This is a genomic window from Brasilonema sennae CENA114 (assembly GCF_006968745.1).
GTDB lineage: Bacteria > Cyanobacteriota > Cyanobacteriia > Cyanobacteriales > Nostocaceae > Brasilonema > Brasilonema sennae.
This window is the reverse complement of record NZ_CP030118.1, coordinates 3867506-3886599: the sequence shown is the minus strand read 5'-3', so window position 1 is coordinate 3886599 and position 19094 is coordinate 3867506. Positions and strand designations below refer to the sequence as shown.

The 19094-nt window shown below is 41.2% G+C and carries 16 protein-coding genes; all 16 read right to left on the bottom strand.

Translation table 11 applies throughout. The features are described from left to right. Window position 1: 1 nt before the first annotated feature. Window positions 2–685 carry a class I SAM-dependent methyltransferase gene (locus DP114_RS16525; RefSeq protein ID WP_169263818.1) on the bottom strand — a complete coding sequence of 228 codons (684 nt, stop codon included), beginning with the start codon at window positions 683–685 and terminating at the stop codon, window positions 2–4. Between the two features lie 48 nt (window positions 686–733). After that, the gene (locus DP114_RS16520) at window positions 734–1849 is read right to left on the bottom strand and encodes a glycosyltransferase (RefSeq protein WP_171976609.1); all 1116 of its coding nucleotides are present in this window, start codon (window positions 1847–1849) and stop codon (window positions 734–736) included. 36 nt (window positions 1850–1885) lie between these two features. Next, window positions 1886–3007, bottom strand: a complete 1122-nt coding sequence (locus DP114_RS16515) for a glycosyltransferase family 2 protein (protein WP_171976608.1) — start codon at window positions 3005–3007, stop codon at window positions 1886–1888. Window positions 3008–3131: 124 nt separating this feature from the next. Next, window positions 3132–4253 (bottom strand): UDP-galactopyranose mutase, encoded by a 1122-nt coding sequence (gene glf / locus DP114_RS16510; protein WP_169263821.1) that lies wholly within the window; start codon window positions 4251–4253, stop codon window positions 3132–3134. After that, on the bottom strand, window positions 4243–5277 hold the full coding sequence (locus DP114_RS16505) for a hypothetical protein (RefSeq protein ID WP_246163248.1): 1035 nt from the start codon (window positions 5275–5277) through the stop codon (window positions 4243–4245). Before DP114_RS16505 ends, glf begins: the two co-directional genes overlap by 11 nt. A 217-nt stretch (window positions 5278–5494) precedes the next feature. Next, the gene (locus tag DP114_RS16500; RefSeq protein WP_171976607.1) at window positions 5495–6913 is read right to left on the bottom strand and encodes a hypothetical protein; all 1419 of its coding nucleotides are present in this window, start codon (window positions 6911–6913) and stop codon (window positions 5495–5497) included. 160 nt (window positions 6914–7073) lie between these two features. Continuing rightward, window positions 7074–9095 carry an HAD family hydrolase gene (locus tag DP114_RS16495; RefSeq protein ID WP_171976606.1) on the bottom strand — a complete coding sequence of 674 codons (2022 nt, stop codon included), beginning with the start codon at window positions 9093–9095 and terminating at the stop codon, window positions 7074–7076. A gap of 108 nt (window positions 9096–9203) precedes the next feature. After that, window positions 9204–10199, bottom strand: coding sequence for a ribose-phosphate pyrophosphokinase (locus DP114_RS16490; RefSeq protein ID WP_171976605.1), 996 nt, complete (start codon window positions 10197–10199; stop codon window positions 9204–9206). 97 nt (window positions 10200–10296) lie between these two features. Continuing rightward, window positions 10297–11343, bottom strand: a complete 1047-nt coding sequence (locus tag DP114_RS16485) for a glycosyltransferase (protein ID WP_246163247.1) — start codon at window positions 11341–11343, stop codon at window positions 10297–10299. A 33-nt stretch (window positions 11344–11376) separates the two neighbouring features. Continuing rightward, entirely contained in the window at window positions 11377–12492 is a 1116-nt protein-coding gene (locus DP114_RS16480; RefSeq protein WP_171976604.1) for a glycoside hydrolase family protein, read from the bottom strand. An 89-nt stretch (window positions 12493–12581) separates the two neighbouring features. Continuing rightward, entirely contained in the window at window positions 12582–13865 is a 1284-nt protein-coding gene (locus tag DP114_RS16475; RefSeq protein WP_171976603.1) for an ABC transporter ATP-binding protein, read from the bottom strand. 15 nt (window positions 13866–13880) lie between these two features. Next, complete coding sequence (locus tag DP114_RS16470; RefSeq protein WP_171976602.1) at window positions 13881–14720, bottom strand: ABC transporter permease; 840 nt, start codon at window positions 14718–14720, stop codon at window positions 13881–13883. 253 nt (window positions 14721–14973) lie between these two features. Further along, window positions 14974–15873, bottom strand: coding sequence for a dTDP-4-dehydrorhamnose reductase (gene rfbD / locus DP114_RS16465; RefSeq protein ID WP_171976601.1), 900 nt, complete (start codon window positions 15871–15873; stop codon window positions 14974–14976). Then, complete coding sequence (gene rfbC / locus DP114_RS16460; RefSeq protein WP_171976600.1) at window positions 15870–16436, bottom strand: dTDP-4-dehydrorhamnose 3,5-epimerase; 567 nt, start codon at window positions 16434–16436, stop codon at window positions 15870–15872. Before rfbC ends, rfbD begins: the two co-directional genes overlap by 4 nt. A gap of 44 nt (window positions 16437–16480) precedes the next feature. After that, on the bottom strand, window positions 16481–17377 hold the full coding sequence (gene rfbA / locus DP114_RS16455) for a glucose-1-phosphate thymidylyltransferase RfbA (protein WP_169263830.1): 897 nt from the start codon (window positions 17375–17377) through the stop codon (window positions 16481–16483). Window positions 17378–17399: 22 nt separating this feature from the next. Then, the gene (rfbB, locus tag DP114_RS16450) at window positions 17400–18494 is read right to left on the bottom strand and encodes a dTDP-glucose 4,6-dehydratase (protein ID WP_169263831.1); all 1095 of its coding nucleotides are present in this window, start codon (window positions 18492–18494) and stop codon (window positions 17400–17402) included. Window positions 18495–19094: the final 600 nt, after the last annotated feature.

The window sequence follows — 19094 nt, the reverse complement described above, 5'->3', positions numbered from 1 at the left end:
GTTATGAACGCTGACCTACCAAAGGGTCTGACTGCACAGAATTAACTGGCTTGTAGCGGGGTGCAGATATTTTTTTCCCTTCAATAATGACAGCTTCATCAGTTCGACTAGAGCGTTCAATTGCTCGCACATCCTCTATCTCACTTTCAAAAGCCTGTCTGCTAGCAACCTCAAAGCCAATTTCAGACATAATCCGTAGTAACGCTGGAGTGTCATACATACACTTATGAGGAAATCGAATAAATGGTGCTAGTTTCCGCTTTAGCGCCCCATCACGAGGAGAATCATAGCTCACATAAAGTTCATCAAGCATTTCGTCGGCAGCGATTTCACCTTGCGTATACTTGTTGACAATAGCTCTCAAGTCTGGCACGATAATCCGAATAATGCCATTAGGCTTTAAGACACGGTGGCATTCTTTTAAGAAATGTTGTCCTTCGGTTTTAGATAGATGCTCCAGAGTATGAGAGCTATAAACTACATCGACTGAATTATCTTCCCAAGGAAATTTCTTCCTCAGGTCGTGCATAAAAATTTTATCTGACCAGTCAAAGTTGATAATTTTGAATGTTTTATTGATTATAGAAAAGACTGGTAGCTTTGCGATCCAAGCACCTAGTGCATAGTCTACATTTACCCAGCCACTTGGAATATGAGAACCACAACCAAGATTTAATTTGAGCATTTGATATATCCCTTTTTGCTAAGAGAACATTAGATGTGTGACGGTGGATTAACCACGTATAAAACTTGCAGTTAAGTTTCGCCTAAATAACCATCTGGCAAAACTCTTAAGTCGGCTTGATCCATACACTAGGTTAAAAAAGGCTGCAAAAAACGCGTTTGGTAGATATTCACCCCATTGCACCAGCCACTTTTGAGGTAAAGAGTTAAAGTGGGTGTGAAATCGTGGGTTAGCAACTAGGTGCTGATGAATTTCTTTTCTCTCTATTTTGGATTTGTTTGTCAGACGGGCATGCAAGTAGCGAGAGTTGGACACTAGCACGCTGAACTTTAAATCGGTTAGCTTTTGTGCGATCGCTGCACCATAAACATTTGTTACAAACAGTTTCTGTTCTTGGTGAACCCGCTCCATAATAACTAAATCTTTCTCCAAAAAATCTGGTGTCACGCTGACTAGACTTGTTGTGTTTGCTCCATGCAAGCGAAACTTACTTAGTACCTCTGGTGCTGCCCCAATCGCTGTGATTAATGGAGCGAAACGGAATATAAGACTGTCTGCATTGCGCTTAAATGCTTCATTGAGTGGAAATATTAAGTCAGCTACTTCGCGTCGGACACTCAGTGCAGAAGCTGGAGGTATATTGTCAACTAATCCACCATTTACCAAAGCAGACGGTGCCAGCCAGCCTGAAGCTAAACGCTGGAACATCGCAGTAGGTTTTATGAAGTTCCCTTGGAAATCAATCTGAATAACATTGTGAATAGCAAAGCCACACTGAGGATCTGACCGAAAAACCTCCAGAGTCTTTTGCAGCTTGTTATCAATCCAGACATCATCTGCATCCAATAGGCAAATGATTTGACCTTTGCTTTCCCGGTATGCTGCATTTAAGGCGGTAGCTACACCACCATTTGGTTTTCGTACTAGCTTGATTCGGGAATCTTTTTGAGTATAGTTTTCGATGACTTCACAAGAGTTATCGGTAGAGCCATCATCACAAACTATGATTTCATAATTGGGATAAGTTTGGCAAAGTACGCTTTCGAGAGTTTCGCTGATGTATCTGGCGTAGTTGTAGTTAGCAATCAACACTGAAACCAACGGTGCATCTGAAAGTGGCGAAAGGTCTATGGGTTGAAGTTTCTTATCTTGCAGTTCTTGCATACTTAATTCTTTTTTTAAAAATAATTACCCGACTTTTTACTCGCTTAGCAGTTTTGCAGAATGCATAGCTGGTTTTCTTGCAAATAGGGACTTGACAAATTGCTTCAGGGGACTGACTCCATACACCTGATTAAACAACAGTGTAAAAAGCGCATCTGGTAAATTCCATTGGAATAGCCACCTTTGAGGTTTGAACCAGCTAAATTCAGTACTAAACTGTGGGTGTGAGATCAAATGCTGGTGTACTTCTCGGCGTTGTTTGCGTGAGATACCTTTAAGGCGAGCAAGCAAGTAGCGATACTGGCAAATTGCTAAGCTATACCGCAAATCCCTTAATTTGTCTGCAATTTCCGTACCATAAACCTTTTTCAGAAGCTGTTTTTGTTCCTGATGGATATGCTCAAGGGCAGAGAGCGATCGCTCCATACTATCTACTGTTATGGGTGCTAGACTTGTAGTATTTGCTCCATGTAAACGAAACTTGTTTAACACTTCTGGCACAGCCCTGACTTCCGTCACAAGTAAAGCCAGAAAAATGATCAGACCATCTACATGGCGCTTCATTGCTTCGTTTATTGGAAATATCAGACTAGCTATTTCCCTGCGAATACTAAGTGCAGAAGCAGGAGGAAGATTTTCAATGAAACCACCATTTTCTAAAACATCTGGTGCCATCCAGCCTGAAGCTAACTGCTTCATCATAGGCGTTGGTTTTATATTTTTCCCCTGCCCATCAATTTGAATGACGTTATGAATGACAAAACCGCACTTGGATTGAGATTTCAGTTTTTCTACTACCCTTTGCAACTTTGTAGGCATCCATAGATCATCTGCATCTAGGATACAAACAATTTCTCCTTTGCTTTGTTGATATGCTGCATTTAAACCAGAGGCGATACCTCCATTCTGCTTACGGATTAATTTAATTCTGGGGTCTTTTTGAACATAGGTTTCGATAACTTCACAGGAGTTATCGCTAGAGCCATCATCACAAACTATAGCTTCAAAGTGTGGGTAGGTTTGGCAAAGTACGCTTTCTAAAGTTTCACCAATGTATCTGGCGTAGTTGTAGTTTGAAATCAACACTGAAACCAATGGATTTTCAGGAAGTAGAGGTAGTGCGATCGGTTGCAGCTTGTTAGTTTGTAAATCTTTCATAAAACCTCGTGGGATGTGTGGAAATTCAGAGGCTTTAGCCCTGGGTTAGTAACATTTACTCTCTGGCTAATATTGATCGGCTACGGCGGTAAGTAGGTGGGCAAATACTGCATAACCTGCTCACTCACTGCGCTACTTCTTTCTCAAACAAGCTCAAGGCTCGTAACGCTGCCTGATCCATGTCGTAGTATTTATACTCGGCAAGGCGTCCAGCAAAGATAACTGTACCGTTAAGTTTCTCCACCTCTTTCAAGTAGAGGTCATATCGGTCGCGGTTTTCCTCACGCGGAATCGGGTAGTAAGGGTCATTTTTACCTGGTACGTATGCCTGGGGATACTCCATGACCAAAGTTGTTTTGGGTGAAGTTTGCCCCGATAGATACTTTTGTTCGGTGATGCGGGTGATGTCGTATTCGTTGGGGTAGTTAACTGTACCTACTTCCTGGTAGTGTTCTTGATCTAAGGTGTCAAATTGAAAGCGCAGGCTACGATAAGGTAGCTCGCCATACATATAGTCGAAGAAAGTATCAATTGGACCAGTGTAAACCATCCGGTTGAATTTGATGTCGTTAATGACTTCCCGGTAGTCCGTTTGTAGCAGTATCTTGATATTGGGGTGAGCCAGCATCTGGCGGAACATCTCGGTATAGCCGTACTTTGGCATCGCTTGGTAAGGATCTTGGAAATAGCGATTGTCTCGGCTGATGTAAACTGGAACGCGTCCTGTCACACCGCGATCAAGTTCCTCTGGTTTGAGTTGCCACTGCTTAGTTGTGTAACGTAAGAAAACGTTCTCGTAGATGTAGTTAGCTAAAAACTCTAAATCTCCACTAGCGCTTTCACGCAACTTGAGAATCGGTACTTTGACGCCAAAACCGAAGTGTTCTAAGAGTTGTTCCTCTAGTTTTTCAGCGTAACGGGGAGGAAACAGCGCGTAAAGTGAATTTAAATTAAATGGGATAGGAACTTTCTTACCTTCCACTACACCAAGCACATGGTGAAAATAGTGTCGCCACTCGGTGAATTGGGATAAGTAATCCCAAATTTTTTTGGATTTAGTGTGGAAGATATGGGGACCGTATTTATGTACTAAGATGCCATGCTCGTTGTAGTAATCGTAGGCATTGCCGCCGATGTGGTCTCGCTGGTCTAAAATTAGTACTCTCTGCCCTAGTTGATTGGCGATTCGCTCAGCTAGCACACAGCCTGAATATCCGGCCCCGACAATTAACCAATCAAATTTCATGGTTTACACTCCCTTGTAAGGACAGTTGAGGTTCAAAGGAAAGTTGAGGTTCCAAGGAAAGTTGAGAGTATATTTCTGGTAAATACTCTTTCATTGCAGGTGTTTGCGGTCCAAATGAAAAATGTCCAGCAAACACGTTGTGAATAACAATCATTGCTCTCGACAGTTGTATACAGTCTTTACATAGATATGCTTCATCCATACCTAGCCCGCCTTGTTTTAATGGAGTTCTGAAGCCACCTATTTCTTGCCAAAATTCTTTTTCAAAAAGAATGGCACCAATGCTGAAACGATGTGGAGATGGTGAGTATTTGAAAGGTTGGGAGGCAATGTAATGGGCTACTTTATCAAATGGTAGGCTCTTTTTCCATAAGTACTTGGCTGCTTCTCCATCATCAGAAGCCTTAATGCCGCCAGCTGCATGCTTCAATTCGCCAAATTTAGCTTTGTATTCATCCTCAGCACCGATAAATTTGAGAAAATTGATGTAGGAATAACCATTAACATTCAGTAGCGGAGCACAAAAACCTGGGTCATATAACCCCTCTTTTTTGACAGATAAATATCCTTCTAGGATTCGTTCAAAAAAGTTTTCTGATATAAAAACATCCTCATCTATTTTATAGATCCACTTGGCTTGTGTATGCTTGGCGATCGCCAAGTTCTGAACTAGTGAAACTTTGTTAGTTTTTGTGTACAGATAAGACCAGCCATTAACTGCTGACATTTCCGCTAGTTCTTCAGAATATAACCCAGAGGAGAGGATACAGACATCAATATCAGGTGGAACAAACTTGGCAATTCTTGTCAGAGTCAGCGGATACAAAAAACTTTTGTAACCAGCAAGTACAATCAAAAGGCGATCGCTTTTCTTACTTCTGTCAATGAAAGTATGAGAACCACTAAAATTTAGCCACTCAATGCTTTTTTTGTGCAGGTTCCCACCTGCTGTGGACATCACTTGGGATGACCAATCGCGAAGGTTCAATAGTTTTTTTACTCTGATAGCAAATTTGTCTGTCACATATCCCTCCCTAATCCAATTTGTCTAGACTTCAATAGCTGGTTGATATAGGTGCTGATGCATTCGAGCTACAAACGACTGATACACTGACTCAGGGGAGAGTCTTTTGGCAACGTCATCACACCTGTTTTTTGAATTTCAAATTCCTAAATAAGTTGGTTCATAAATTTTTTTTAGCCTGTATTTGCAATGGTCACAATGACTATTTATGTTCATGTCAAGTGTCCACTAGGCGCGAGGCCGGTTCAGTCTCTGTTTTCGCTCTTATACTACGCTTTAGCCTGCCTACTATGACCCTTAGATTATGAGTGGCATTAAGTATGTTTGGATTAAGGACTATTCTAAAAAGAGGATGACTTCTGGCAAGTGAAGCTGGAAACCAAACACCCTTGAATGGTTGACTACCAAAACTCAGCAGTTTCAAACAATTAACAAAATTGTAAGCAGGTGCTAGTTCATAGAGTACTTTTTCGCCCTGATCGTCAGCAATTAAAAAGGAACCGAATACTTTTGCCTCTATAGGAGAAGGATCATAAACAAAAGATTCTATTAATAGATCACTAGCTCTGAGAAACTGATCTGTTGCACAATTGCTATCACTCAGATTTGTTGTAAGCTGCTGTGCAAACTCAACACCAGCATTTTGAAGGACATATAGCCCCCAGTTGATTGCTTTTTCATTTTTCTGATAACGCAGGATGGGGACATACTGATTATCAGATTGTTCATATCTCATTGTGCCACCATGATCTGCGGCAACCAAAAGCTCGAATAAGTGTCTGTATTTAGAAATATGGTGGCGATCTGGTTTTTCTACATTATAGAATGCTAATAAATGATCGCTTCCGAGCGCTTTTGCCTGCTTTTCTAGAGCAAAGTAAAACCCATGAACTCCTGATTCTGGATAGAGTCCAGCGCTTCTCAATAATTGACTGAAGGAACGCTGGGCGCGCCCAAGCCAGCCGATATCAACAATGGCAAAAGATAAACCATCGCCTAATTTTTCCTGACGGAAATAACCAATTGCCTTCTCACGATAGACAGCAGATGTCGAGAGAATCAGTTCTATTACCTGTGGATCGCGAAAAGCTTGCTCAAGTTGGCTGCGTTCTTGACGACTAAGATTAAGATTCCACTTGGATGGAGGAAACTCAAACCGAATCAAAACATCTTCGATTTGCTGTGGTGTCAGGTTCACCCGCTCACAAACCGAATGAACCGATAAAAACGTCGTGCTATCTAAAATCCAACCCAGTTCGGCTTCACCAATCTCCATCAATGAAGGGGCGTGCCAAGCTTGCCGCGAGCCATACAGGTAGCGACAATCGATATCGTACCCCCAGTTCTGACAAATCACTTGTGCAATCTTGTGGAGAATCTGCCCATCTCTAGCAACAAAGTAGAGTCTTTCAATTCCTCTTTTTTTGGCTGACACCAAGCACCAGTAAACGAAGCCAAACAAAATTGGCGCAATCACGTTGGCTGTTGTATCCCAGATAATTTGCTTGTCTGAGCTAGTTTCTTTTGAATGCAAGCGGGTAAGTTTAGTAGCACCAGCTAGCTGCGAGCGAAATTGCAAAGGTAGCTGGGAGTCATGTGCAATCAGTTGTTCGTATCGATTTAGGTGGCTTGGCATGAAGGTTTCACCGACTAGCTTTTTGTATCAAATAACTACAGGCTTAGTGTTTATGTCTATTAGACCTCTCAAAAATGGCTATGAAACCTTTACGGCGCTTGCACTAAAAATCGATTTTTGGAGAGGTCTATTCAAGTAGTACTGAGGTGTGGAGCCAGAATTAAGCAGGCTCACTGAGTTGCTTGAGTAAAATGCCGCGTCTTAACTTACCCCCAATGACCCTAAGATGATGAGTCATGTTCATTGTTCTTTCATTCATAAATATTCTGAAAATCGGATGACTTCTTGCAAATGATGCTGGGAACCAAACGTTCTGATGAGGCTGTTTACCACGAAGTATCAACCTAAAACAATCAATCAAACTGTAAGCAGGTGCCAGCTCATAAAGTTTATTTTCACCTTGATCTTCAGCCATCAAGAAAGAACCAAATACTTTTGCTTCCTGGAAAAAAGGATTTTGAACAAATTCTTCGATTAACACATTAGTTGCCCTGATAAATAATTCGACTGGACAGTCTTGCTCACTCAAATTGGTTGTCAACTGCTTGGCAAATTCAACAGCGGCATTTTGAAGGACATACAGTCCCCAGTTGATTGCGGCTTGATTTTTTTGATAACGCAGAACGGGAGTATATTGATCGCCCTGTTGTTCATATCTGGCTGTGCCACCATGATCTGCGGCGACAAACAACTCGAATAGGCATCTGTATTGGCAAATGCGATCGCGATCGCCAACGGGTTTGTCTCCATCATAAAAATAAGTGAGTAACTGGTCGCTAGCAAATGCTTTCACTCGTTTTTCTAGAGCAAAGTAAAATCCATGCATACCTGATTCTGGATATAATCCCGCACTTTTTAATACTTTGCTAAAAGAACCCAGCGATCGCCCAGTCCAACCAATATCAACAACTGCAAAAGGCAAACCATCACCAATCTGTTCCTGACGGAAATAACCAATTGCCTGTTCACGATAGCTAGTAGCAGTCGCCACAATCAACTCCACTACCTCCGGTTCACGAAACGCTAGCTTGAGTTGATTACGTTCCTGACGACTGAGATTATGATTCCACCTGAATTTCGCAAAGCCAAACCGTGCCAGCACATCTTCAATTTGCTCTGGCGTGATGTTCACCCGCTCACACACCGAATGCACTGACAAAAAAGTTGTATCATTAAATATCCATGTGTATTCGTCTTCACCAACTTTCATTAATGAAGGTGCGTGCCAAGCTTGCCGCGAACCATACAAATAGCGACAATCAATTTCATATCCCCAATTTCGACAAATCTCCTGAGCAATTTTGTGGAGAATTTGTCCATCCCTGGCAACAAAGTAAAGTCTTTTAATTCCTCTTTTTTTGGCTGACACCAAGCACCAGTAAACGTAGCCAAACAACATCGGCGCAATCACGTTGGCTGTTGTATCCCAGATAATTTGCTTGTTTGGACTAGTTTCTTTTGAATGTAACCGAGTAAGTCTACTCATTCCAGCTAGCTGTGAGCGGAAGGGCAAAGGTAGCTGGGAGTCATTTGCAATAATTTGTTCGTATCGATTTAGGTGGGTTTGAGAGATAGGCTCAACTCTAACCCCCTGTTTTTTTGCCATTTTCACATCAGAGTGTAAGTTGTCTCCAATATGATTTAACTGCGAAGCTTTGACTGACTCCTTTGCTAGACAATGTTGAAATAATTTACCATTTGCCTTGCTGACACCTACTTCGGATGAGACATACAAACAGCTACCTGGTGTCCAGACATTATTTTCTTTGAGGAAAGTCCGAATCGTTTCCTCAGATAAATACATATCAGATATGTAGATGACCCGCTCATTTGCTTGCTGTAATGCTTGTATTCTTTTTTGAATGGCGGGTACCGGACGCAAAGAAGCCAACTCTAATGCAATTTCTTTGTGCATAGCTTGTTGCGCTTGAGTTGTTGACCAACCCAAAAAACCAGCTAATTGTTGGTAGATTTGTTCTACAGTCACTTCTCCGGTTTTCGATGCAACTCTTGCTGCGCTTTCTGCTTTTATCCGCATCTGCTGCCAAGTGTCTGCTGATATTTCGATTAGTTTTTGTTGCCTTAGTTGTTTTCCCAATTCCCAAAATAAGTCTGTTGGTTTTGCCCAAACCCGAATTAAAGATGTTTCAAATACGTCGAATGAGTAAACTGTCTTTTGCATGAGAATTTCACCAATTTTTTTAGGGTATTCAATCAAAAGTGCAAGGCTTGATTTATTTTTTTCTTGACAGTTTGAGTTAGGAAAACTGAGTGTATGGAGATTTGTGATTTAGTTATGAAACATACTGCTAACAGAACTTTCTTTGTGAATGCGGAAGATTGTCTCACCGATGAGATTAGCGACAGATAAGACTGTCAATTGTGGAAAGCGGTTCTCGTCCACCAGGGGAATGGTATTTGTAACGATAACTTCTTCAAAGTAACCGCTTGATAGACGTTCATGGGCAGGAGGTGAAAAGACTGCATGGGTTGCACAAGCATAAACTTGCCGTGCACCTTCCTTGCGAAGTAGTTTTGCCGCTTCAGTTATAGTACCTGCTGTGTCTATCATGTCGTCCACAAGAACAGCCGTTTTACCTTGCACCTCACCAATGAGATTCATAACTTCAGCAACATTGTGTACCTGACGACGCTTATCGACAATGGCAAGCGGTGCATCGTTGAGTTGCTTGGCAAATGCTCGTGCACGCCCTACTCCGCCCACATCAGGAGAAACGACAACGATATCAGAAAGTTGCTTGCTTTGCAGGTAATCTAGCAGGATAGGAGAGCCGTAGACATGATCTAGTGGAACGTCGAAGAAGCCTTGAACTTGAGCAGAGTGCAAATCCATCGCCAGAACGCGATCAGCACCCGCTTTGGTAATTAGGTTTGCTACTAGTTTAGCCGTAATTGATTCCCGTCCAGCTGTCTTACGATCTGCTCTGGCATAGCCAGAGTAGGGCAACACTGCTGTGATTTGCCTTGCTGAGGCGCGACGACAGGCATCAATCATGATCATCAATTCCATGAGATGATCGTTGACTGGACGACAAGTGGGTTGAATCAGATATACGTCGCAACCTCGGATTGATTCCAGAATTTGGATATAAATCTCTCCATCAGCAAACCGTTTACAGACTGTAGGAGTCAGTTCCATGCTCAGATATTGACCCACTTCCTGAGATAGTGGGAGATTGGCTGAGCCAGAAATCAGGCAAAGACGGTTATTCTCAGAAGTAATTGAGGTCGTGGTTGAAAGTGTTAGAGTTGGAGCGAAAATCATATTACTCCTCCAATATGTTTCCTGTAAGGCAATGCTTGAGCGAACTGTACTGTAGAGATCGTAGTGTAGAGAGCATTAATATGTTGTTTAAACTCATTTAGTTAGCATCAGATATATTTTGTTTAAGTTTGAGGAATTTCATATCAAAATTTAAAGCTCCGTATAACACATATCGAGCTAAGGCAATTAAATAAACTTTAACAGAAGATTTACTAGGCTCCAGCCTTAGGCTCCAGCTTGCATGAATTAAACTACTTTTCCACAATTTTTTCTTTGCTAAATCTAAGTGTAAGAAACGAGCTAGCTCTGTAATCTCGGAATATTTATTATCATTAAGTTCCTCTCGAAGTTTCTCTGGCAACTGACGCATACACATATCAATTGCATCCTTACACTCTTGAATATTTTTACCGGTGAGGATTAGACGACTCGTATCACTTCCTGAATGAATCCGATAATAAGCGACTTGCCTATCTAGAGTTACCACTTTGCCATAAAGACCTGCTCTGAACCACATTTCCCAATCAGCAGTATGGAAACGTGGTTCATAGAAGCCACCAATCTGCTCATAGACTTTACGAGGTACAACCGCAGCAGGTGTTTGAATTACGTTTCTCACAGCCTCTATTTTTAGGAAGTCTACTACAACTCCGTCTATATTGGAGAGTAGCGGCTCAATGCGGATCTGCTCATTTTTTTCATTTACAAAAATTGCTGGGCTAATAATTAAGGTTACATCCGGATGCGATTGTATGAGACTTTCGTAGGATGAGTAAAAATTTGGTGCAACGAAATCATCACCATGAAGTATGTGGACAAACTGTCCTACACTACGCTGAATACAGGTGTTGAAATTACGAATTGCACCTACATTTTGAGGTTGACGATAGAAAGATACTCGTCCTTTACCAATTTCTCTAACCACTGCTTCTGGGTCATCTTTGGTTGAGCAATCATCGATAACCTCAATTTGCATATGCTCTGATCCTAAATCTTGAGATAAAACACTCTCAAGAGTTTGAGCAAGATAATTAGCGCAATTGTAAGTGGGAATCATTACAGACCAGAACGGTCTGTGAACTTCTTCAGGTACAGAATAAATTTGAGGATATTTTATTTTTTTGATTTGTTTTAACTGCATCATAATAATTATTGGATAGACATTCACAAATACTAACTAATTTTCACCAGATACTATAATTCTGGGAACTTCCATATCCCAAATTACTGGAAATTTGCGACTTACTTCATATGTAAAAGATTCTGGATACCATCCATAAGCAAACCATCTGCCTTCTTCATCTTGAATAAAGTTCGTTCCGTATAAACCAGTTTTTTCACTACCAGGCACAAAAATAAATTCTGAGGAACGCATAAAAGAGCCTTCAATTGTGTCACAAGTATAACAATAAATGCATGAATCACTTAAATCTAGATGGTTGTAGTAGTTTATTGCTTTTGGGTTTATAGTATGCATCCATGCAGAGAAGAAAAGATAGTATTTTCCATTTTTAAATATTATCTGGGGTCTCTCAAGTTCATAAAAAATGCCTTCATCAAGTTCATTAAGTTGAGGATAGAGCAATGGTTGAAGTAATTTATAAGGTCCTTCGATAGACTGAGATACTGCAAGACCTACACAACCACGATAAAGTGGATGACCCTTGGGAACTACGGCGGAAAAAATGAGATAGTACTGGTTAGTGAGATGACATTTAAAGATATATGGATCTCGACACTGACGATGCTCAAGAAGGCAACCAAAAGTTGTACAACTTCCGTAAATATTATTATCTGGAACTATTAAAACTTCAGAACTTTTATGCCTTTGCCAATTATAGCAATCTTGTGAAACAGCAAGACCAATAGTTTCCATTAGCAGATTTGGAGCTTTAGGCGATGCAGAGTAGAATAGATAAAACTTATCATTTTCCTGAACGCAAGAACCAGCTAACATCCTACCATTTCGCCATTCACACTTATCTGGCTTCAAAGCGTAATTTTTCAATGACCATCTCTTCAAGTCTTTAGAAACAAACTGTAGAATTATTCCCTCTGACCAAAATGGTTCATAAAATGCTAAACTAGCTAAGCTGAATAATATATACTCGTCACTATTTTTCACAATCCAAGGATCCCAGATCCTAATCAGGTGGCGCTTGTTAAGTAAATAGAGTATTCTAATCACAAACACAGGATATTTTTCAAACAACCAGCATATAAAAAATTGACGTTTTTTTTGAATTATTGCCCTAATTTTTGCTAGATTTTTATTCATATCATTAATAACCATAGTTTCGGATTTGCCATTTGTGTGTCAATTATAAATAAATGTACATATTTTACACTTCCTTTATTTAAATAGAGAAAATAAAAAATCCTTTAAAAGGATACCGTCAAATTTTCATCTACCAATAACCACTTACTTGTATGCCAAAGCATTCCACCTGTACCGTTTTTAGGTGGTTCTAAATAGACAATTTTTAACTGAATCAACTCATCATCAAAGAAGATAGCATCATGTTCAGACTCATTCCTAACACCAAAAACAATTTGATACTCACCAGGAGCCAATGATGGCAGATTAAAATCCGTATCAATTATTACTTTTCCTGATAAAGGCTTTGTAAATTTGAACTGTTGATCATCTAGGAGATGTGAAGTGAAGACTTTTCTACCTTCATCATCTACTAAAAAGAAACCAGGGTTGATTCTACTTACCTTCTCAAAAAAATAGAATTCAAACCTTAATCTATAGCTTTCTCCCCATGCATACTCATAAACCTCTTGACCTTTATCATTTACCCAAAAGGGGCGCTTCAGTTCAAATCTGCCGCAATTTGAGCGCATTACCGCTCGGAAATTTGAAGTTTTAGCTGCTGATAAATAAGCGCTTGTAACATTATCAATGTCTCCTTCACTGTAAACTTGACCACGCTGAAGCATTATTCCCTTATTACAATATGTTTTTATTGCACCCAAGTCGTGGCTAACAAATAGAACTGTTCTACCTTCTTTCTCCGAGATATCTCTCATTTTTTGCATACATTTTTTCCGAAACTCGCTATCTCCTACTGCTAACACTTCATCTAGGATCAAAACCTCTGGCTCTAAATGAGCAGCAACAGCAAATGCCAAACGCACATACATACCTGATGAATACCGTTTCACTGGCGTATCCAAAAATTTTTCTACTTCTGCAAACGCCACAATCTGATCAAAGTTGCGTTTAATGTCCTCCTTGCTCATGCCCAGAATTGCGCCATTGAGAAAGACATTTTCTCGACCGGTTAACTCTGGGTGAAAACCTGTGCCTACTTCCAACAGACTTGCTATGCGTCCTTTAATCGATATCTTTCCATTGGTCGGCTCCACAATCCGGCTTAAAATCTTCAATAAAGTCGATTTTCCTGCACCGTTGCGACCTATGATACCAACCCTGTCGCCCTGCTTGATTTCAAACGAAACATCCTTCAACGCCCAAAACTCTTCACGGGTAGGCTTAGATGTCTTCTGAGCAGGTTTCAGTAATTTCTTACCAAGAGACTTTGTCCCATCTGTGATCTTGTCACGCAAAGAATTATAGCTACCACTTCCTCCTGTCTGCTGGTGACTGAGAACGTACTTTTTACTGAGATTTTCAACTCTAATGGCTGTATCCGACACCTTATCCACTCCTCGCTAAATTACGTCAGCAAACTTGCGTTCCGTTTTACGGAAATACCAGATTCCGCTCCACAGCAGCACCACCACAAAAGCAACAGATAGCGCAAACCCTGGTAAATATATCTGCGATTCTCCGCCCAAAATCGCCCAGCGGAAACCGTCGATCACCCCTACCATTGGGTTGAGCGAATACAGCAGCAGCAACTGTTCAGAAAACCGTTGAGCAATAACCTTGCTGCTAAACCCCACAGGTGAAACATAAAGCCCAAACTGAACAATAAACGGCACAATGAAGCGAAAATCTCGATACTTCACGTTCAATGCTGCTAACCACAACCCTGCTCCAATTGACGCTCCAAACGCAATCAAAATAAATATTGGCAGAGTTAGAATGCGCCAGTCTGGCACAAAGTTATACCATGCCATCAGTGCCAGTAAAATCATCCCAGAAACCAAAAAGTCCACGAAGCTGACAATCACTGCACTCGTCGGCACAATCAACCGGGGAAAGTAGACTTTGGAAACCAGGTTAGCGTTATTAATTAAGCTGTTGCTGCACTCAGTCAGCGCACCAGAAAAAAACTGCCAAGGCAACAGCGCTGAATATACCAAAATTGGGTAAGGTGCATCACCCTCAGATGGAAGCTTAGCTATATTGCCAAATACAACTGTGAACACAACCATTGTCAAAAACGGTCGGATTAGTGCCCAAGCGAGTCCGATCGCCGTTTGTTTGTAGCGCACTAAAATGTCACGCCATGCAAGAAAGTAGAACAGTTCCCGGTATGTCCACAGGTCTTTCCAGTACTGCTTTTCAGCCCGACCTGCCTCGATTGTGAGTTCTTTTGTGTTCATCTACTTACCTGTATATTGCATTAATCGAAACAATGCGTGGTTGCAGCCAAAAGAATGATTTGAAAATTCAGAGAAAACACTGTTGTTATTCCTCTTATTACTTCTTTACACACACCCTAATATCAGGAAGTATTTGTATCTTTTTTACGTCTTCATCTAATCTTTACAATAGATTTGGCATAAAATTTCTGGTAGTTCTCGCACAGCAATGTAGAACAGGCAATAGCGCTAATTATCAAATTTCTTAAAAACCTTATGAACCAAGCACCAACTCTAAATTTCTTTGCCAGCTAGGTAAAGCTAACCCAAATGTACGAGAGATTTTCTGAGTATCTAACGAGGAATAAGCTGGTCGAGTTGCTGGCGTTGGATATTGTTGTGAGGAGATTGCTAGCAAGTTCTTTAGCTTGTGCTCACTGCGTTTGGAGTCAAATTCAAAAATCGCTTTTGCAAAGCCATACCAACTTGTCTGACCACTAGCAGTGAGATGATATATCCCACTATTTTTGTTCAAAAAACCAATCAAATCCTGTGTTCCTTGAGAGAGAATTTGTGCTGTGAATTCTGCAATCATCCGGCTCCAAGTTGGTGCTCCCACTTGATCATCTACAACTTTTAGCTCTTCACGTTCCCGTGCTAATTTTAGCATCGTGAGCAAAAAGTTTTTACCTCTCAAGCCATAGAGCCAACTTGTTCTTAGAATCAAATGAGGCACACCAACTGCTTGAATTGCCTTTTCACCAGCTAGTTTTGTTTTTCCGTAGATATTTTGCGGCTCAGGTTCGTCTTGCTCTGTGTATGGTGTCGCTTGATGACCGTTGAACACGTAATCTGTAGAATAATGAATCACTCCTGCTCCCAACTGCTTGGCTGCTTCTGCAATGACACCTGGTGCAGTTCCATTGACAGCCATTGCTAATTCTGGTTCTGACTCTGCCTTATCCACAGCAGTGTATGCAGCTGGATTTACAATTAAGTCAGGCTGAACTTCACGAATCACATGACGAATGGTGTCCGGTTGAGAAAGATCCATGAGTAGACCACAGGAGGAGATTTCACGTCCCACAGCAATCACTTCTCCAAGAGTCATCAAAGTTCGCTGTAGTTCCCAACCAACTTGACCTGTGCTTCCTGTTAAGAGTATTCTAGTCATGCAAACACTTCAGCCTCTTTCAGTCGTTGACCGGCTTTATCTTTAGCAGAAAGAATGGGTTCTTCTTTGAGGGGCCAGGCGATGTTCTGGAGGGGCCAGGCGATCGCTAAATCTGGGTCATTCCACAAAATGCTACGTTCATACTCTGGCGCGTAATAATCTGTTGTTTTGTAATGTGTCTCAGCATATTCTGAAAGCACCAAGAAGCCGTGAGCAAAACCTGCTGGTATCCATAGTTGCTGCTTGTCCTTGGCGCTCAGATGAACCCCTACCCATTGACCGAAATATTTAGAACTCATCCTCAAGTCCACAGCGACATCAAATACTTCACCAACTACAACTCTCACCAATTTGCCTTGAGGTTGCTTAATTTGATAATGCAGACCGCGTAATACGTTCTTAGCTGAACGAGAGTGATTGTCTTGTACAAAGTGTTCTACAAAATGAGCCTTCTGTTGCCAAACCCGTTCATTGTAACTTTCGTAAAAAAAGCCACGCTCATCTTCAAAAACTCGTGGTGAAATCACTAATACATCAGGTATTTCGGTCTGTATAACCTTCACAGTCCTACCCTCTCAGTTTCTGCGTTCTTCCTTCTTGCAAGTCATTAGCTGATTTTACCTTGAGTCGTACGGATATCATCATTGATCATATCCATTAGATAACGCCCATAGCTGCTTTTCACTAATGGTTTAGCGAGCTGATAGAGTTGGTCTGCATCGATATATCCTTGGCAGTAGGCAATTTCTTCAATACAAGCTATTTTCAAGCCTTGTCGTTGTTCCAAAGTTTGAATAAAGCTAGCAGCCTGATGAAGAGATTCATGAGTACCCGTATCTAACCAAGCGTAGCCTCGACCTAAAATTTCAACTTTCAGTTGCCCTCTGCGGAGATACTCTTGGCTCAAATCAGTGATTTCTAGTTCATTCCGGGCTGAGGGTTTAAGTTGAGATGCAATTTCACAAACCTGAGCATCATAAAAGTAAATACCTGGTACAGCATAGTTAGACTTGGGAAACTTTGGCTTTTCCTCTAAACTCATGACTTGACCTGCTGCATCAAATTCAACCACTCCGTATCGCTCTTGTTCAGCGACTCGATAACCAAAAATCAGTCCCCCCTCACGCAACTGAGCCGCACGAGTGAGTACATCAACTAGACCATGTCCGTAGAAGATATTATCACCTAAAATCAGACATACGGGGTTGTTGCCGATAAAATCTTTACCTAGGATGAATGCCTGTGCTATTCCTTCAGGCTTTGGTTGCTCAACATAGCTAAACTTAAGACCCCACTGGCTACCATCCTGTAGAAGTTGTTGAAACAACGGTAGGTGAGCAGGTGTAGAGATGATGAGAATTTCACGAATCCCAGCTAACATGAGAGTAGACAAGGGGTAGTAAATCATTGGCTTATCGTAGACAGGCATCAGTTGTTTGCTGACCACTTGAGTCAGTGGATACAACCGTGTACCAGAACCGCCAGCTAAAATTATGCCCCTCATGCTTAACTGCTCCTCAGGTATTTCAGGATTTCGCTTTTGTTGATAAAACTGTTTCTCTGTCTCCGTAGTTCTCCTGAATCCAACTTTGGTAGGCACCAGATTGCACTTGCTCAACCCACGTTAGATTGCTTAAATACCACTGAATTGTTTTCAACAAACCACTCTCAAAATCCTCCTTTGGTTGCCAGCCCAACTCTGTGCTGATCTTACTACAATCAATTGCATATCTTCGGTCGTGTCCTGGGCGGTCTTTGACAAAAGTTATCAAACAGGAGTGACACAAACCTGGTTTGGGAGCTAATTCATCGAGGATTGCACAAATTTTCTCAACGACTGCTAAGTTTGTTTGCTCATTATTACCACCAATGTTATAAGTCTCTCCAATAGAGCTATTTTTTAAAACTAGGTAAAGAGCTTCGCAATGATCCACAACATACAACCAATCTCTGATATTCTGTCCATCACCGTAGATTGGTAAAGGTTTCCCGTTTAAAGCATTGAGAATGATTAGAGGAATCAGTTTTTCGGGAAACTGGCGTGGACCATAGTTATTGGAGCAGTTGGTGATTAAAGTGGGGAGACCATAGGTGTGATAGTAAGCTCTGACAAGATGGTCAGAACCTGCTTTTGATGCAGCATAGGGACTATTAGGAGCATATGGAGTGTCTTCCCGAAATGCTGGATCTGTTGGACTCAATGTGCCGTAGACTTCGTCTGTAGACACATGCAATAAACGGAACTGCTCTCGCTTTTGCAAGGATAATTTTTCCCAGTAAGCTCTGCTAGCTTCTAGAAGTTGGAAGGTTCCTACTACGTTTGTTTGAATAAAATCCTGAGGACTGAGAATTGAACGATCAACATGGCTCTCAGCGGCAAAGTTGATAATGGTGTCTGGTTGGTACTGCTTTAGAACATGAGGTATCAGTTCAATATCACCAATGTCTCCACGAACAAAATGATATCCTGAATCATTCTGCAAATCTTCTAGATTTTGAGGATTGCTTGCGTAGGTCAGTTTGTCGAGATTGATAATATTAGCCCAAAGTTTTTTTCTAGCTTTCAAGATGAAGTTAGAACCGATGAAACCTAATCCACCAGTCACTAAAAAAGTTTGCATCTTCCTAGTTTGTTGTTGATTACAGCAGTTTTCGCAAGTTAAAACTTTGCTCGAAAACTCTGTTTTACATACATAGCTTAACTTTGGGCAACCGAAATCGCTACAAAATTCCATCAACAATGGGTTGATTTTTTACATTTGTAGCTCCCGTGACGATAAAGTAGGGTGCTTATACCAGTTAAAAAAAAGAATGCAACAGATGAAGCCAAAGCCACTCCCCAACCCTCACGTTAGTCGGCACAACGGGCGTGAGGGTGCGCCGTCTTCGCCAGTGGGGTATCTGTCGCAAACATTTTTTAAAATGGTATTGCTTCCTACTTCATCATGGCAGTGTCGGCACTCACCACTTCAGGGTATGTCCTACAGCCCTATGCCCGAAGGGCACGGCTGCAAAAGTGTCTGAGCAGAAGATACAGAACACTCAGGAAATTTTTATGACTAAAGTCTCCTGGTACTACTTTGTGTTGTATTCTGAAACCCACTGTATAAATCGTTCGCTATGGATTAACAGTGAGTATCACATAATAACTAAGTTCTTCTTACCCAGTCACAATGTCTGCTAGCAATGAACTTTGTTATTGAAAAGAATGAATCACTTTA

What these genes read in the sequence shown, in the direction of transcription:
- DP114_RS16525 (WP_169263818.1), bottom strand. Translation starts at nt 685, where the DNA reads ATGCTCAAATTAAATCTTGGTTGTGGTTCTCATATTCCAAGTGGCTGG.
- DP114_RS16520 (WP_171976609.1), bottom strand. Translation starts at nt 1,849, where the DNA reads ATGCAAGAACTGCAAGATAAGAAACTTCAACCCATAGACCTTTCGCCA.
- DP114_RS16515 (WP_171976608.1), bottom strand. Translation starts at nt 3,007, where the DNA reads ATGAAAGATTTACAAACTAACAAGCTGCAACCGATCGCACTACCTCTA.
- glf (WP_169263821.1), bottom strand. Translation starts at nt 4,253, where the DNA reads ATGAAATTTGATTGGTTAATTGTCGGGGCCGGATATTCAGGCTGTGTG.
- DP114_RS16500 (WP_171976607.1), bottom strand. Translation starts at nt 6,913, where the DNA reads ATGCCAAGCCACCTAAATCGATACGAACAACTGATTGCACATGACTCC.
- DP114_RS16495 (WP_171976606.1), bottom strand. Translation starts at nt 9,095, where the DNA reads ATGCAAAAGACAGTTTACTCATTCGACGTATTTGAAACATCTTTAATT.
- DP114_RS16490 (WP_171976605.1), bottom strand. Translation starts at nt 10,199, where the DNA reads ATGATTTTCGCTCCAACTCTAACACTTTCAACCACGACCTCAATTACT.
- DP114_RS16485 (WP_246163247.1), bottom strand. Translation starts at nt 11,343, where the DNA reads ATGATGCAGTTAAAACAAATCAAAAAAATAAAATATCCTCAAATTTAT.
- DP114_RS16480 (WP_171976604.1), bottom strand. Translation starts at nt 12,492, where the DNA reads ATGGTTATTAATGATATGAATAAAAATCTAGCAAAAATTAGGGCAATA.
- DP114_RS16470 (WP_171976602.1), bottom strand. Translation starts at nt 14,720, where the DNA reads ATGAACACAAAAGAACTCACAATCGAGGCAGGTCGGGCTGAAAAGCAG.
- rfbD (WP_171976601.1), bottom strand. Translation starts at nt 15,873, where the DNA reads ATGACTAGAATACTCTTAACAGGAAGCACAGGTCAAGTTGGTTGGGAA.
- rfbA (WP_169263830.1), bottom strand. Translation starts at nt 17,377, where the DNA reads ATGAGGGGCATAATTTTAGCTGGCGGTTCTGGTACACGGTTGTATCCA.
- rfbB (WP_169263831.1), bottom strand. Translation starts at nt 18,494, where the DNA reads ATGCAAACTTTTTTAGTGACTGGTGGATTAGGTTTCATCGGTTCTAAC.